This window comes from Pseudomonas sp. IB20, from assembly GCF_009707325.1.
GTDB lineage: Bacteria > Pseudomonadota > Gammaproteobacteria > Pseudomonadales > Pseudomonadaceae > Aquipseudomonas.
Genome location: NZ_CP046103.1, coordinates 4887277 through 4900970, shown reverse-complemented (window position 1 = coordinate 4900970; position 13694 = coordinate 4887277). Strand labels below are relative to the sequence as shown.

16 protein-coding genes are annotated in these 13694 nt (G+C 62.4%); 13 read left to right on the top strand and 3 right to left on the bottom strand.

The annotated features are described in order from the left end of the window. Positions 1-37: 37 nt before the first annotated feature. The 9 genes from GJU48_RS22910 (at position 38) to madL (ending at position 7156) form a co-directional block, all read left to right on the top strand. On the top strand, positions 38-274 hold the full coding sequence (locus GJU48_RS22910) for a DUF6124 family protein (protein WP_094949145.1): 237 nt from the start codon (positions 38-40) through the stop codon (positions 272-274). A gap of 374 nt (positions 275-648) precedes the next feature. Continuing rightward, complete coding sequence (gene mdcA, locus GJU48_RS22905; protein ID WP_094949144.1) at positions 649-2319, top strand: malonate decarboxylase subunit alpha; 1671 nt, start codon at positions 649-651, stop codon at positions 2317-2319. Next, positions 2320-3153, top strand: coding sequence for a triphosphoribosyl-dephospho-CoA synthase (locus GJU48_RS22900; protein ID WP_094949143.1), 834 nt, complete (start codon positions 2320-2322; stop codon positions 3151-3153). Next, positions 3153-3452: a malonate decarboxylase subunit delta gene (locus GJU48_RS22895; protein ID WP_094949142.1), complete on the top strand. Its 300-nt coding sequence runs from the start codon at positions 3153-3155 to the stop codon at positions 3450-3452. Before GJU48_RS22900 ends, GJU48_RS22895 begins: the two co-directional genes overlap by 1 nt. Next, positions 3445-4287, top strand: coding sequence for a biotin-independent malonate decarboxylase subunit beta (locus tag GJU48_RS22890; RefSeq protein ID WP_094949141.1), 843 nt, complete (start codon positions 3445-3447; stop codon positions 4285-4287). The genes GJU48_RS22895 and GJU48_RS22890 overlap by 8 nt, the downstream gene beginning before the upstream one ends. Continuing rightward, entirely contained in the window at positions 4284-5054 is a 771-nt protein-coding gene (mdcE, locus tag GJU48_RS22885; RefSeq protein ID WP_094949140.1) for a biotin-independent malonate decarboxylase subunit gamma, read from the top strand. The genes GJU48_RS22890 and mdcE overlap by 4 nt, the downstream gene beginning before the upstream one ends. After that, the gene (locus GJU48_RS22880; RefSeq protein WP_094949139.1) at positions 5048-5644 is read left to right on the top strand and encodes a malonate decarboxylase holo-ACP synthase; all 597 of its coding nucleotides are present in this window, start codon (positions 5048-5050) and stop codon (positions 5642-5644) included. The genes mdcE and GJU48_RS22880 overlap by 7 nt, the downstream gene beginning before the upstream one ends. Continuing rightward, complete coding sequence (gene mdcH / locus GJU48_RS22875; protein ID WP_094949138.1) at positions 5641-6540, top strand: malonate decarboxylase subunit epsilon; 900 nt, start codon at positions 5641-5643, stop codon at positions 6538-6540. The genes GJU48_RS22880 and mdcH overlap by 4 nt, the downstream gene beginning before the upstream one ends. 67 nt (positions 6541-6607) lie before the next feature. Then, a complete protein-coding gene (gene madL / locus GJU48_RS25815; protein WP_371923428.1) occupies positions 6608-7156 on the top strand; it encodes a malonate transporter subunit MadL in 549 nt (182 codons plus the stop codon). Here the strand turns inward: madL and GJU48_RS22865 are convergent. Further along, complete coding sequence (locus tag GJU48_RS22865) at positions 7153-8067, bottom strand: LysR family transcriptional regulator (RefSeq protein ID WP_094949136.1); 915 nt, start codon at positions 8065-8067, stop codon at positions 7153-7155. The two genes, madL and GJU48_RS22865, sit on opposite strands and share 4 nt — an antisense overlap. A gap of 497 nt (positions 8068-8564) precedes the next feature. Here GJU48_RS22865 and trhA point away from each other — a divergent pair, with 497 nt between their 5' ends. Further along, on the top strand, positions 8565-9182 hold the full coding sequence (trhA, locus tag GJU48_RS22860; RefSeq protein ID WP_094949135.1) for a PAQR family membrane homeostasis protein TrhA: 618 nt from the start codon (positions 8565-8567) through the stop codon (positions 9180-9182). A gap of 126 nt (positions 9183-9308) precedes the next feature. Here the strand turns inward: trhA and GJU48_RS22855 are convergent, their stop codons facing one another. Next, complete coding sequence (locus tag GJU48_RS22855) at positions 9309-10211, bottom strand: LysR family transcriptional regulator (RefSeq protein WP_094949134.1); 903 nt, start codon at positions 10209-10211, stop codon at positions 9309-9311. 83 nt (positions 10212-10294) lie between these two features. Here GJU48_RS22855 and GJU48_RS22850 point away from each other — a divergent pair, with 83 nt between their 5' ends. Genes GJU48_RS22850 through GJU48_RS22840 form a run of 3 tightly spaced genes read left to right on the top strand, consistent with a single transcriptional unit; the run spans position 10295 to position 12848 of the window. Next, positions 10295-11560 (top strand): D-amino acid dehydrogenase, encoded by a 1266-nt coding sequence (locus GJU48_RS22850; protein ID WP_256589213.1) that lies wholly within the window; start codon positions 10295-10297, stop codon positions 11558-11560. 10 nt (positions 11561-11570) lie between these two features. Further along, positions 11571-11921 (top strand): RidA family protein, encoded by a 351-nt coding sequence (locus tag GJU48_RS22845; protein WP_094949132.1) that lies wholly within the window; start codon positions 11571-11573, stop codon positions 11919-11921. Positions 11922-11945: 24 nt separating this feature from the next. Continuing rightward, on the top strand, positions 11946-12848 hold the full coding sequence (locus GJU48_RS22840) for a transporter substrate-binding domain-containing protein (protein ID WP_094949131.1): 903 nt from the start codon (positions 11946-11948) through the stop codon (positions 12846-12848). Between the two features lie 122 nt (positions 12849-12970). On the opposite strand, the gene GJU48_RS22835 is transcribed toward GJU48_RS22840, so the two are convergent. Further along, complete coding sequence (locus GJU48_RS22835; protein ID WP_094949130.1) at positions 12971-13690, bottom strand: 16S rRNA (uracil(1498)-N(3))-methyltransferase; 720 nt, start codon at positions 13688-13690, stop codon at positions 12971-12973. Between the last annotated feature and the right edge of the window lie 4 nt (positions 13691-13694).

The following is a 13694-nucleotide window of genomic DNA, read 5'->3' as shown; positions in this document are numbered from 1 at the left end:
AGGCGTTCCTCAATGATTCGTTTAGGAACCGCACATCATGTCGAATTCGTCCTCGTCCAATATTTTCACCGTTAACCCCGATCAAAACACCGAAGCTCTACTGGTCAACGCCAGCGAAACCTTATCGTCGCTAAACGCCATGACCTGCAATCTTGCCTTCAACCTGGGCACCTCCCAGCGCGCAATCATGCTCGGCATTCAGCAAATGGCCGAGTTGGGTCAGTTGCTGGTCGATAGAGCGCTGGAACAAGTCAGCCCTGCACCGGAAGGTTAAATCGGTCCCTGTTTGGGACCGCTATCGAACACCCACCACCGAACAAATGTGGGAGCTGGCAAGCCAGCTCCCACATTTTCAGTCTTTGTTTGGCTCAAGCCCTCATTTGCTGATCGATAGAGCGCTGGAACAAGTCAGCCCTGCACCGGAAGGTTAAATCGGTCCCTGTTTGGGACCGCTATCGAACACCCACCACCGAACAAATGTGGGAGCTGGCAAGCCAGCTCCCACATTTTCAGTCTTTGTTTGGCTCAAGCCCTCATTTGCTGATAGTCCGTTACTCCAACCGTAACGATTCAGCGTTGGGCTTGATTGATACCCCCCACTTTCACTCCTAAGGTACAGCCCACGACAGCAAACCCCGTGGAGCGACCATGACAACAACCATCACCCCCGACTCGCGCTGGACGCGGCGGCGCGACGAGAAGCAGCGGCGTCTCGGGCTGGTCAAAAAATACGCAGACGGGGCGGTGTTGCCCAGCGACAAAATCGTCGAGGCCCTGGAAGCCCTGATCCTCCCTGGCGACCGTGTGGTGCTGGAGGGCAATAACCAAAAGCAAGCCGATTTCCTCTCGCGCTCCCTGGCCAAGGCCGACCCGGCCAAGCTCCACGATTTGCACATGATCATGCCCAGTGTCGGCCGCTCCGAGCACTTGGACCTGTTTGAAAAGGGTATCGCGCGCAAGCTGGACTTCTCCTTTGCCGGCACCCAATCCTTGCGCATCAGCCAGTTGCTGGAAGACGGCTTGCTGGAAATCGGCGCGATCCACACCTATATCGAACTCTACGCACGGCTGGTGGTGGATTTGATCCCCAACGTCGTACTGTCGGCCGGTTTCATGGCCGACCGCGCCGGCAATATCTACACTGGCGCCAGCACCGAAGACACGCCGGCGCTGATCGAGCCTGCCGCGTTCAGCGATGGCATCGTGATCGTGCAGGTCAACCAGTTGGTGGATGACGTCACGGATTTGCCCCGCGTCGACATCCCGGCGAGCTGGGTGGATTTTGTGGTGGTGGCCGACAAGCCGTTCTACATCGAGCCGTTGTTCACCCGCGACCCGCGCCATATCAAGCCGGTGCATGTGCTGATGGCGATGATGGCGATCCGTGGCATCTACGAAAAACACAATGTGCAGTCGCTTAACCACGGCATCGGCTTCAACACGGCCGCTATCGAATTGATCCTGCCGACCTACGGCGAATCCCTCGGTCTGAAGGGCAAAATTTGCCGCAACTGGACCCTCAACCCACACCCAACCCTGATCCCCGCCATCGAAAGTGGCTGGGTGCAAAGCGTGCATTGCTTCGGCACCGAATTGGGCATGGAAAACTACATCGCCGCCCGCCCGGATGTGTTCTTCACCGGCCGTGACGGCTCGATGCGTTCCAACCGGATGTTCTGCCAACTCGCCGGCCAGTACGCGGTGGACCTGTTTATCGGCGCCACCCTGCAAGTGGATGGCGACGGGCATTCCTCCACCGTAACCCGTGGGCGCCTCGCCGGTTTTGGTGGTGCGCCGAACATGGGCCATGACCCGCGTGGCCGTCGCCATGGCACCCCGGCGTGGCTGGATATGCGCCACGATGACGCGCCGCAAGCCTTGCTTGAACGTGGCAAAAAGTTGGTTGTACAAATGGTTGAAACCTTCCAGGAAGGCGGCAAACCTACGTTCGTCGAAACCCTCGACGCAGTGGAAGTGGCGCGCAAAAGCGGCATGCCGCTGGCGCCGATCATGATCTACGGTGACGACGTCACCCACTTGCTCACCGAAGAAGGCATCGCCTACCTGTACAAGGCGCGCTCCTTGGAAGAGCGCCAGGCGATGATCGCCGCCGTCGCTGGCGTCACCGCCATCGGCATGCGCCACAACCCCAAGGACACCGCGCGCATGCGCCGCGAAGGCTTGATCGCCTTGCCCGAAGACCTCGGCATCCGCCGCACCGACGCCACCCGTGAGCTGTTGGCCGCCAAGAGTGTGGCCGACTTGGTGGAGTGGTCCGGTGGCTTGTACAACCCGCCCGCCAAGTTCAGGAGTTGGTAAATGCGCGCGCTCAAATTGCATGAAATAAGCCTCGCTGATCGCCTGGCGGATAGGGCCGTCGATGCGCTGATCGATGAGGCTGACCTGTCGCCCAAACCCGCCTTGGTGGACCGTCGCGGCAACGGCGCCCACAGCGATTTGCACCTGGGCCTGATGCACGCTTCGGCACTGTCACTGTGGCCGATGTTCAAAGAAATGGCGGAAGCCGCGCTTGAATTCGGTGAAGTCGGTTTACCTCTGCGCGAAGCCCTCGGGCGTATCGGTCGTGAAGGTGAACAGGCCATGCTCACCACCACCCACGGCGTGAACACCCATCGCGGCGCGATCTGGGCGCTCGGTTTACTTACCGCTGCCGCCGCCCTGGAGCCACGCGCCGTCACGCTGACGGCGGCCAAACTGGCCCTGCTCAACGACCGCTACGCCCCGCAGCCCCTTAGCCACGGCGCCCAGGTTGCGCAACGCTACGGCGCGCGCGGCGCCCGTGAAGAAGCGCAACTGGGCTTCCCATCCGTGATGCAACGCGGCCTGCCGCAACTGCACAAAAGCCGCCGGCAAAACGCTGGCGAACAGAACGCCCGCCTGGACGCCTTGCTCGCGATCATGACCGACCTGGCCGACACCTGCGTGCTCTACCGCGCAGGCACCGAAGGCTTGCACGCCATGCAACGCGGTGCCCAAGCCGTGCTGGATGCGGGCGGCAGCGCAACCCTCGCCGGCCGGCGCCAACTGCACGTACTCGATCTCCAATTGCTGGCCCTGAATGCCTCCCCCGGCGGCGCCGCCGACCTGTTGGCCGCCTGCCTGTTTATCGACCGCCTCGACGGAGCGTTGTGATGGAAACCTTATCCTTTGAATTCCCCGCCGGGCAGCCGCCCAAGGGCCGTGCGCTGGTGGGGTGTGTCGGCTCCGGCGACCTGGAAGTGCTGCTGGAACCGGGCACGCCCGGCACGCTGACTATCCAGGTGCAGACCTCGGTGAATGGCGCCGAACAACGCTGGCAGCATCTGTTCGAGCGGATCTTCCAGGCGTACACGCCGCCGGCCTTGAAGATTGATATCCACGACTTTGGCGCCACGCCCGGCGTGGTGCGCTTGCGCCTGGAGCAAGGCTTCGAGGAGATCGGCCATGACTGACTTGCTCAACAAACACAGCTTCGTTGAACTGGGCGCACGGCAGCGGGCCAAGGCCTTGCTGGACGCCGGCTCTTATCGCGAACTGATCGACCCCTTTCAGCGCGTGATGTCGCCCTGGCTCAGCCGCCAAGGCGTGGTGCCCCAGGCCGATGACGGCGTGGTGATTGCCAAGGGCAACATCGCCGGATTGCCAGTCGTGGTCGCTGCTATCGAAGGCAACTTCCAGGGCGGCAGCCTGGGTGAAGTCGGCGGCGCGAAAATCGCCGGTGCCCTTGAACTGGCGGCTGAAGACAACCGCAAGGGCATCCCGACCCGCGCGGTGCTGTTGCTGGAAACCGGCGGCGTGCGCTTGCAGGAAGCCAACCTCGGCCTGGCGGCGATTGCCGATATCCACGCGGCGATTGTCGACCTGCGTCAGTACCAGCCGGTGATCGGCGTGGTGGCGGGCAGTGTTGGTTGCTTTGGCGGCATGTCCATCGCCGCGGGGTTGTGCAGTTACCTCGTCGTTACCCGCGAAGCGCGCCTGGGCCTTAACGGCCCGCAAGTGATTGAGCAGGAAGCGGGCCTGGACGAATACGACTCTCGCGACCGCCCGTTTATCTGGAGCCTCACCGGAGGCGAGCAACGTTTTAACAGCGGCTTGGCTGACCGTTATGTGGCGGACGATGTGGCGCAGGTGCAACAGACTGTCACCGCGCTGTTGCAACAAGGCTTGCCCGAACATCAGCGCAGCCGTCAGGCCGATGTCTACCTGGCGCGCCTGGCCGAACTCGACGCCACGCCGCAAATCGACGCGGCCACGGTGCGCGACCTGTATCAAGGAGACCGCTCATGAGAGGGTTGCAGTGGTTCAACGCATTGAGCGCCGGCGCCACGCCTGTGGAAGGGCTGCCGGCCTCGCTGAAAGTCGCCGACGGCGTGTTAGGTGAACAAGCCGTGCGCTTCATCGCCGTGGTCACCGACGCGCAAAACCGTTTCCCGCGTGCGCGCAATGGCGAAGTCGGCTTGCTCGAAGGCTGGGGCTTGGCCAAGGCCGTGGACGAAGCCATCGCCCGTGGCGACAAGCGCCCGATCATCGCCATCGTCGATGTGCCCAGCCAAGCTTACGGCCGTCGCGAAGAAGCCCTCGGCATCCATCAAGCCCTGGCCGCCGCCGCCGACAGCTACGCCCGCGCTCGGTTGGCCGGCCACCCAGTAATCGCGTTGCTGGTGGGCAAGGCCATGTCCGGGGCGTTTCTCGCCCACGGCTATCAGGCCAACCGGATGATCGCCCTGCGTGACCCCGGCGTGATGGTGCACGCCATGGGCAAGGCCTCGGCGGCGCGGGTGACCCTGCGCAGCGTCGAAGAGCTGGAAGCCCTGGCCGCCAGCGTACCGCCCATGGCCTACGACATCGACAGTTATGCCAGCCTCGGTTTGCTCTGGGAAACGCTGTCGGTCAGGCAGATTGAACAACCCACGGCGGACGATGTGGTGCGGGTCAGTGATTGCTTGCTGCACGCTATCAACGATGTCGCTGGCCCGGATTTAAAAGGGCGCCTGGGCGCCACCCATCGCGCCGCTTCCAGCCACGTACGCCAACTGCTGCGGGAGCAATGGTGAACGCGCACGATTTGCTCTGGGGCATGGCCCCGGCGCATCTGCCCACCGATGCGCCGGCCTGGGCGCTGGATGTGATCAGCGCCGGCCACCCGGTGGTGGTGCGTCGTGCCATCGCCGAGTCGGGCCAGGTGGCGATCGGTGTGCGCGGGCGTTTGCGTGAGCAGCGGTTTGCGGCAGTGATGCCCGTCGCGGCCGTGCAGCGGCGAGTAACGCCGGAGGCTTTGCGTGGGGTGATCTCGCGTCGGGATCTACCGGCGTTGCGCGCGCTCGATCTACTGCGCCCGGTGTTGGCGCAGGAGGCGTGGGGCGTCACAGGCAGCGCGGGTTTCGAGCTGGCCAGCGGAATTGAAGCGCTGCATGAGCAGAGCGACCTGGATTTGATCCTGCGCACGCCCGAGCGGCTGGCGCGCGGCGATGCCGAGGATCTGCTGGCGATACTGGACACCGCACCGTGTGCCGTGGACCTGCAACTGCAAACCCCATTTGGCGCCGTTGCCTTGCGCGAATGGGCCGGCGGCTCACGCCGGGTACTGCTGAAAACCCTCAGCGGCGCGCATTTGGTGGTGGACCCGTGGCAGGCCGTGGCATGAGCAGCCTTCTGGTGTTTCCGGGGCAGGGCGCCCAACGCACGGGCATGCTCCAGGCGCTGGCGGCTGACATTCTGCAAGAAGCCAGTGATGCCTTGGGCGAAGACGTTCGCACGCTCGATTCGGCACACGCCTTGGCAAGCACGCGTGCCGTTCAGCTATGCCTGCTGATCGTCGGTGTCGCCCATGCCCGCCAGTTGCAACACACGCCCGATTACGTCGCGGGCCTGTCCATCGGCGCCTACCCGGCGGCGGTGATCGCGGGCGCCCTGGATTTTGCCGACGCAGTAAAACTGGTCAGCCTGCGCGGCGAACTGATGCAAAGCGCTTATCCACAAGGCTTTGGGATGACCGCGATCATCGGCCCGGCGTTATCCACAGTCGAAAATGTGCTCGCCGAAATCCACAGCCCGCAAACCCCGGTGTATTTGGCCAATATCAACGCCGACAACCAAACCGTCATCGCCGGCAGCGACGAGGCAATGAAGCTCGTCGCAGCACGCATCAAAGGCAACGGCGTTGTTAAGCGCCTGGCCGTCAGCGTGCCGTCCCATTGCGCGCTGCTGGAGGCGCCTGCCCAGGCGCTGGCCCAAGCGTTCGTGACGCTCAAAGCGCCGCGTATTACCTACCTGAGCAGCACCCGCGCGCGGCCGATCCACAACCCTGAGCAACTGCGCGACGACCTGGCCTTCAACATGTGCCGCATTGTCGATTGGCGCGGCACCGTGCAGAGCGCCTACGAGCGTGGCGTGCGCTTGCAAATCGAACTGCCGCCGGGCGCGGTGCTGACCGGCCTGTCACGCCGTGTCTTCGAACAAGGCACGGTGATCGCCTGCGAAGGCGCACGCCTGGACACCTTGCAGGCCCTGCTGCAAGAGGAGGAGCGCCGCCACCGATAAAGCATTACCCAAGGCTTTCGAAGCACAAAAACAACAATTTCGATGAAGCACTTTGAGGAAAAACACGATGATTATTTACGGTGTAGCGTTTCTAGCGTTTTGTACGCTGGTGGGGCTGTTTGTGGGCGAGGTGCTGGGTAAGTTACTGGGCATCCCAGCCAACGTTGGTGGCGTGGGTATCGCCATGTTGTTGCTGATCGGCCTGGGCAGTTATTTGCAAAAACGCGGCCTGTTTGTCGGCAAGTCCGAGCAGGGCCTGACGTTCTGGGCGGCGATTTACATTCCTATTGTGGTCGCCATGGCTGCCCAGCAAAACGTCTACGGCGCGATCAAGGGCGGCCCTATGGCGATTCTGGCTGGCACGCTTGCAGTGGTGCTGGGCTTTGCCTTAGTGCCGCTGCTGTCACGCATCGGCAACCGTGAGCCGCACAACCCTCGCAGCGCAGTGATTTTCGGAGGCTTGATGGGTACGTCCAGCGGCGTGGCCGGCGGGTTAGCGGCAACCGATCCGAAACTGGTGCCGTATGGCTGCCTCACAGCCGCGTTTTATACGGCGCTGGGGTGTTTGCTGGGGCCGTCGTTGTTGTTTCTGATCATGCGTGGCTTGGTGGGTTAGCCGCCCCGATTGGCATACATCCGACACTCGGCCAACAGCGCCAGCAAATTCGGGTCGCGCTCCTTGGCCTTCAAAAACGCCACGCCAATATGCTGCTGCAACCGATACCTGGGTTGCAGCGGTATCAGCTTCACGCGGTTCTCATACACCGCCGCAATCCGCCCCGGCAGCAGCGCATAACCCACGCCAGAACTGACCATGCTCAGCAGCGTGAAGATGTCATTGACCTGCATCGCCACCTTCGGCTCAAACCCCGCCTGCTTGAACACCCGGTTGCCATCCTGATGGGTGGCGAAGCCTTGGGTGAGGGTGATGAAGGTCGCGTCGCGCACGTCGGCCAGGTCGATTTCCTGTTCGCGGTCGAAGGGTGAATCGGCCGGCGTGGCGAGGAATATGTCGTCGGTGAATAGCGCGATCTGTTCGCAATCAGGGTCGTTGGCGCGTTCGTCGAGGGAGATCAGGATCGCGTCCACTTCCATGTTCTTGAGCTTGTAGAGCAGGTCGAAGTTGGAGCCCAGGATCAGGTCGATATTAAGTTCGCTGCGACGGATTTTCAGGCCCATGATCAGCTGCGGTACGGTTTTGACCGTCAGCGAATACAGCGAGCCGAGCTTGAAGCGCTCAGCTGAAAAGCCCGCGGCTTCGCGGGTCAGGCGCACGCTGTCGACCACGTCGGCCACCAGCTTTTGCGCGCGTTCCTCCAACACGTAAGCGCTTTCCAGCGGGGTGAGGTTGCGCCCTTCGTGTTTGAACAAGGGGCAGCGCAGCGCGTTTTCCAGCGAGTGGATGGCCCGGTGCACGCTGACGTTGCTGGTTTGCAGCTCGGCGGCGGCGCGGGCCAGGTTGCCGGTGCGCATGAACGCCAGGAAGATCTCGAGCTTCTTGAGGGTGAATTCTTCGTCGATCAGCATGGCCGTGGCTCTTATTTGAATGCCGTCGATTGTGCCTCTAAAACCAGTTTGCTCCCAGCCATGCGCTGCACCGCCACTTGGCATAGGCCAAACCTGCGCACGCGGACATCAATGAGGGGAACAGGTACCGCCTGCACACGGTCACAACCGCACCCGCCAAGCTAAGCAGGCGTCGGCCGAAGAGAATGCCGGCGTTGGCGAAGTTGGGGCCCAGGCATGAACGCCACTTGGCATAGGCCAAACCTGCGCACGCGGACATCAATGAGGGGAACAGGTACCGCCTGCACACGGTCACAACCGCACCCGCCAAGCTAAGCAGGCGTCGGCCGAAGAGAATGCCGGCGTTGGCGAAGTTGGGGCCCAGGCATGAAGCGAATCATCTATCGGCGTATGCGTTTGGGAAAATGAAAAAAAGGTTGTTACCTGCCGAGCCGCCCAGCGCGTCAGAATGCAGGTAGCACAACCAAGTGGTAACCGTTATTCGAGGTGAGTGACACATGTATCACGGGGAACGATTCAACGCCTGGAGCCATTTGTTCGGGGCGGTTGCAGCTTTTGTGGGGGCAGTGTGGATGTTGGTGGTGGCGAGCCTGGACGGCAGCCCCTGGAAGATCGTCAGCGTGGCGATTTATGGCTTTACGCTGCTGGTGCTGTACAGCGCGTCCACCGTGTACCACAGCGTGCGCGGGCGGCGAAAAGCGATCATGCAGAAGGTCGACCACTTTTCGATCTACCTGCTGATCGCCGGCAGCTACACGCCGTTTTGCCTGGTGACGCTGCGCGGGCCGTGGGGGTGGACGCTGTTCGGGATCGTGTGGGGGCTGGCGGTGATTGGCATCCTGCAAGAGATCAAACCGCGCTCCGAGGCGCGCATTCTGTCGATTGTGATCTACGCGGTGATGGGCTGGATCGTGCTGGTGGCGGTCAAGCCGCTGCTTGCCGCGTTGGGTACGGCGGGCTTTGTGTGGCTGGCCTCGGGCGGGGTGTTGTACACCGTGGGCATCATCTTTTTTGCCCTGGAAGATCGTATGCGCCATTCCCATGGGATCTGGCACTTGTTCGTGATCGGCGGCAGCGTGCTGCATTTTGTGGCGATCATGCATTACGTGCTGTAACAGGCAACGCGGTTAAAAAATGTGGGAGCGGGCGTGCTCGCGAATGCGGTGTATCAGTGACGGATGAAGTGGCTGACACGCCGCATTCGCGAGCAAGCCCGCTCCCACATGAGTTTTGTGGTGTTCTCATAAGCGTTCCAGCAGTTCACGCGCGCGCTTGCCGAAAATCTGCAGCAGGTTCGCCAGCATATGCGGCGGCGGTTCATCGGCGCGGGTCAGCGCGTACAGGGTGATCGGCAGCGGCGGGGTAAGCGTACGGATGCAGGTAGTGGCCGTCGACGCGCCGAGGGCGGTGAACGGGTCGATCACGGTCAAACCGGCGCCGGACTCCACCATGGCCCGGGCCAGGGAATAGGTCTGTACGGAAATGGTCACCCGCGGCGGCGGGTCGACATTTTCCAGGTAACTGTCGAGTTTGGCCGCCAACGGGTCGGCGCTGGACAAGCCAATCAACGGCGCCCCCGCCAGATCGGCCAGTGGCAGTGGTTGGTGCAATTGCGCCTGCGGCCAATAGCCTTTTGAAGCCAACGCCACCAACACCCCATTGGCCAACACTTGCGTGGTCAAGCCGGGGTGGCCGGAGAAGTTGAGGGTCAGTGCCAGGTCGATCTCACGCATCAACAGTTTCTGTACCAACTCGCGGCTGTGGTCGCTGGACAGCTCGCAGGCGATGTCCGGGTAGTCGCGCGTCCACTCCAGAATCGCCGGCGGCAGCAGCGACAGGGCCAGCGCCGGAATGGCGCCTATGCGCACGCTCTGGCCTGGCTCGCGGCGCAAGCTCTTGGCCAGGCGCCGCACACCTTGCAGGCTCTGGGTGACTTTCTCGACTTCGCTTTCCAGCGCCAGGGCTTCCGGGGTGGGCTGCAACTTGCCGCGCACGCGCAGAAACAGCGGGAAACCCAATTGCAGCTCGGCGTGCTGCAACACTTTGGTCACCGCCGGTTGCGAGACGTGCAGCAACTGCGCGGCGGCGCTGACCGAGCCGGTTTGGCGAATAGCCTGGAAGATTTCGATATGACGTAAGCGCATGGCACGTCCATAACCTTTGTTTATAGGTGACCCATCTTTATTCATTGTCGCGGGCCTGTCACCTGGCCCTACGCTTGAGGCCTATTCATTCAACGGTAGGGGCGGGCATGGCCAAGCGCATTTGCATCATCGGCGGTGGCGTCATCGGCTTGGCGACTGCCTACGCGCTGGTGCGTGCCGGGCACGCGGTAACGGTGATCGAGGCGCGCGACAGCCTGGGCAGCGAGACCAGTTTCGCCAACGGTGGGCAATTGTCCTACCGCTACGTCGCGCCGTTGGCCGATAAAGGCGTGCCGCTGCAAGCCCTTGGCTGGCTGCTGCGTGGTGATTCGCCGCTGAAGCTGCGCCCGCGCCTCGACCCGCAGCAATGGCGCTGGATGGCGGCGTTTCTCGGCGCCTGCCGTGGCTCGGTGAACCAGCGTAATGCCGCTCACCTGCTGCGCCTGGCGTCCTTGAGCCAGGCCACCTTGCAACAGTGGCGCGAGGATGACCGCCTGGGCGACTTCGACTGGCGGCGCAACGGCAAGCTGGTGACCTTTCGCAGCGCTGGTACTTTCGACAAGGCACGCAGCAAGGTCACCGATATTCTGCAGCAGCAGGTGCTGTTGGCCGCCGACTGCGCGCGCCTGGAACCGGCGTTGGCGGGCGGTGATTTTGTCGGTGGCATCTACACGCCCAATGAAGAAGTCGCGGACTGTCATGCCTTCTGCCAGCGGCTGGCCGCGCGGCTTGAGGCCTCGGGGCTTTGCACCTTTTTGCTGGGGCGCAAGGTCACGCAAATCCGCCACGCCGACCGTGCGGTGCAGGCCATCGTGCTCGGCGATGAAGTGCTGCCGGTGGAACATGTGGTACTGGCGGCCGGGCATCGCAGTGCGCAGTTGGGGTTGCCTGGCCTGTCGCTGCCGCTGTATCCGCTCAAGGGCTACAGCCTGAGCGTGCCGATTGGGGCGCAGCACCAGGCGCCGAGCGTGAGCATCACCGACTATGACCGCAAGATTGTTTATGCGCGGATTGGCGAGCAGCTGCGTGTGGCCGCCATGGTCGATATCGTCGGCTTTGACGCGAGCCTTGAGCCCAAGCGCCTGGCGCTGATCAAACGCCAGGCGCTGGAGACGTTTCCCCATGCCGGCGACTACGCCCACGCTGTCGAATGGGCCGGCATGCGCCCCGCCACGCCAACCGGGGTGCCGCTGATTGGCGCCAGTGCTTATCGCAACCTGTGGCTGAACCTGGGCCACGGCGCGCTCGGCTTTACCCTGGCCTGCGGCAGCGGCCAACTGCTGGCCGAGTTGATCGGCCAGCACGTTCCTTCCATTGATATGCAGGGCCTGACGCCCCGCGCCGCTTGAGGATGCAGCCATGACCATCAACCGAATCAGCAGCAATGAGCGCCTATCTGGCGCCGTCACCTTCAAGGACCTGGTGTTTCTTTCGGGCCAGGTGCCGGGTGAGGGCCAGGATGTGGCCACGCAAACCCGCGAAGTATTGGCCAAGATCGATGCATTGCTGGCGCAAGCCGGCAGTGACAAGGACCACCTGCTCAACGCAACGATTTACCTGAAAAACATCGGTGACGGTTTTGCGCCGATGAATGCAGTGTGGGCCGCGTGGCTGTCGCCGGGCATGGCGCCAACGCGCACGACCTTGCAGGCAGAACTGGCGCGCCCGACTGTGCTGGTGGAAATCAGCGTGATTGCTATCCGTAAATAACCGCAAGACCAACGGAGAATAACAATGAAAAAAATCCTGTTGACCGGCTGCACCCTGGGGCTTTTGTTTGGCGCCCAGGTTCAGGCGACTGAAACCCCGCTGGACGGCACGTTGAGCAAGATCGCCAGTGCCAAGTCCATCACCTTGGGTTATCGCGATGCGTCGGTGCCGTTCTCCTACGTTGGGGATCACAGCGGCAAGCCCATGGGCTATTCGGTCGACCTGGCGAGCAAGATCGTCGAGCGTATCCAGCAGAAAACCGGGCTGGCCAACCTCGGCGTGAAGTACAACCTGGTGACTTCCCAAACCCGTATCCCGCTGGTGCAAAACGGCACGGTGGACCTGGAATGCGGCTCCACCGGCGTGACCGCCGAGCGGCAGAAGCAGGTGGCGTTTTCGTACGGGTTTATCTACGTGAAGGGCCAGTTGCTGACCGCCAAGGACAGCGGGATTCAAGGCTTTGAAGACCTCAAAGGCAAGAATGTGGTGACCACCGCCGGCACCACTAACGAACGCTTTCTGAAGAGCTATAACGCCGAACACAAGGCCAATATGTTTGTGATCAGCGCCAAGGACCACGGCGAAGCCTTCAAGATGCTCGAGACCGGACGTGCGGTGGCGTTTTACATGGATGACGCGTTGCTCTACGGCGAGCGCGCCAAGGCGCGTGACCCGCATCGCTGGGTGGTGGTGGGCAAGGAGCAGTCGCGGGAGATCTACAGTTGCATGGTGCGCAAGGACGACCCGCAGTTTCTCGCGGTGGTCAACGAAACACTTGGCGACCTGTATCGCTCCGGGGAGATCAACGGAATTTACCAGCGTTGGTTTGAACAGCCGATTCCGCCCAAGGGCTTGAACCTGGAATTCCCGATGACGGCTGAGTTGAAGGCGATTATTGCCAAGCCGGTCAGTGATCCGGTGGACTGACAGCCCGGTTCAAAATGTGGGAGCAGGCAAGCCAGCTCCCACAGATGGTACTGACAGCCCGGTTCAAAATGTGGGAGCAGGCAAGCCAGCTCCCACAGTTGAATGGGGTTCACACGGCAGGGCTAGAAGTCGCCCCAGAGTTGCTGTGCGACGGCCAGCGCCACCACTGGCGCTGTTTCAGTGCGCAGCACCCGCGGGCCGAGGCGGGCGGCGTGGAAACCGGCGCCCTGGGCAGCTTGGACTTCGTTATCGGTCAACCCACCTTCAGGCCCGATCAGGAACGCCAGGCTCGCAGGCTTGGCATGGCTGATCATCGGCTCGGCCACTGGGTGCAGCACCAGTTTCAAATCGGCCTCGGCCTGCTTTAACCAGTCCGCCAGCAGCAGCGGCGGGTGAATCACCGGCACCGTTGAACGCCCGCATTGCTCGCACGCACTGATTGCCACCTGCCGCCAGTGCAGCAGGCGTTTGTCGGCGCGTTCGTCCTTGAGGCGTACTTCGCAGCGGTCGCTGAAGATCGGCGTGATTTCATTCACGCCCAGTTCGGTGGCTTTCTGGATCGCCCAATCCATCCGCTCGCCCCGGGACAAGCCCTGGCCGAGGTGGATGTGCAGCGGCGATTCGGTCTGGCCTGCGAAGCTTTCGGTGAGTTGCACGCTGACGCGTTTTTTACCAACCTCCAGCAACGTGCCCGAAAACTCCTGGCCGGAGCCGTCAAACAGTTGCACGGCATCGCCTTCGGCCATGCGCAATACGCGGCTGATGTAGTGCGCCTGGGCTTCGGGCAGTTCGTGCTCGCCGAGGCTCAGCGGGGTGTCGGTGAAAAAGCGGGACAGTCTCATTTCT

Excerpts from the sequence above, each read along its gene's own strand:
- GJU48_RS22835 (WP_094949130.1), bottom strand. The coding sequence starts at position 13,690 with ATGAGACTGTCCCGCTTTTTCACCGACACCCCGCTGAGCCTCGGCGAG.
- GJU48_RS22840 (WP_094949131.1), top strand. The coding sequence starts at position 11,946 with ATGAAAAAAATCCTGTTGACCGGCTGCACCCTGGGGCTTTTGTTTGGC.
- GJU48_RS22900 (WP_094949143.1), top strand. The coding sequence starts at position 2,320 with ATGCGCGCGCTCAAATTGCATGAAATAAGCCTCGCTGATCGCCTGGCG.
- mdcA (WP_094949144.1), top strand. The coding sequence starts at position 649 with ATGACAACAACCATCACCCCCGACTCGCGCTGGACGCGGCGGCGCGAC.
- GJU48_RS22845 (WP_094949132.1), top strand. The coding sequence starts at position 11,571 with ATGACCATCAACCGAATCAGCAGCAATGAGCGCCTATCTGGCGCCGTC.
- GJU48_RS22890 (WP_094949141.1), top strand. The coding sequence starts at position 3,445 with ATGACTGACTTGCTCAACAAACACAGCTTCGTTGAACTGGGCGCACGG.
- trhA (WP_094949135.1), top strand. The coding sequence starts at position 8,565 with ATGTATCACGGGGAACGATTCAACGCCTGGAGCCATTTGTTCGGGGCG.
- GJU48_RS22855 (WP_094949134.1), bottom strand. The coding sequence starts at position 10,211 with ATGCGCTTACGTCATATCGAAATCTTCCAGGCTATTCGCCAAACCGGC.
- GJU48_RS22895 (WP_094949142.1), top strand. The coding sequence starts at position 3,153 with ATGGAAACCTTATCCTTTGAATTCCCCGCCGGGCAGCCGCCCAAGGGC.
- GJU48_RS22880 (WP_094949139.1), top strand. The coding sequence starts at position 5,048 with ATGGTGAACGCGCACGATTTGCTCTGGGGCATGGCCCCGGCGCATCTG.
- GJU48_RS22865 (WP_094949136.1), bottom strand. The coding sequence starts at position 8,067 with ATGCTGATCGACGAAGAATTCACCCTCAAGAAGCTCGAGATCTTCCTG.
- mdcH (WP_094949138.1), top strand. The coding sequence starts at position 5,641 with ATGAGCAGCCTTCTGGTGTTTCCGGGGCAGGGCGCCCAACGCACGGGC.
- GJU48_RS22910 (WP_094949145.1), top strand. The coding sequence starts at position 38 with ATGTCGAATTCGTCCTCGTCCAATATTTTCACCGTTAACCCCGATCAA.
- madL (WP_371923428.1), top strand. The coding sequence starts at position 6,608 with ATGATTATTTACGGTGTAGCGTTTCTAGCGTTTTGTACGCTGGTGGGG.
- mdcE (WP_094949140.1), top strand. The coding sequence starts at position 4,284 with ATGAGAGGGTTGCAGTGGTTCAACGCATTGAGCGCCGGCGCCACGCCT.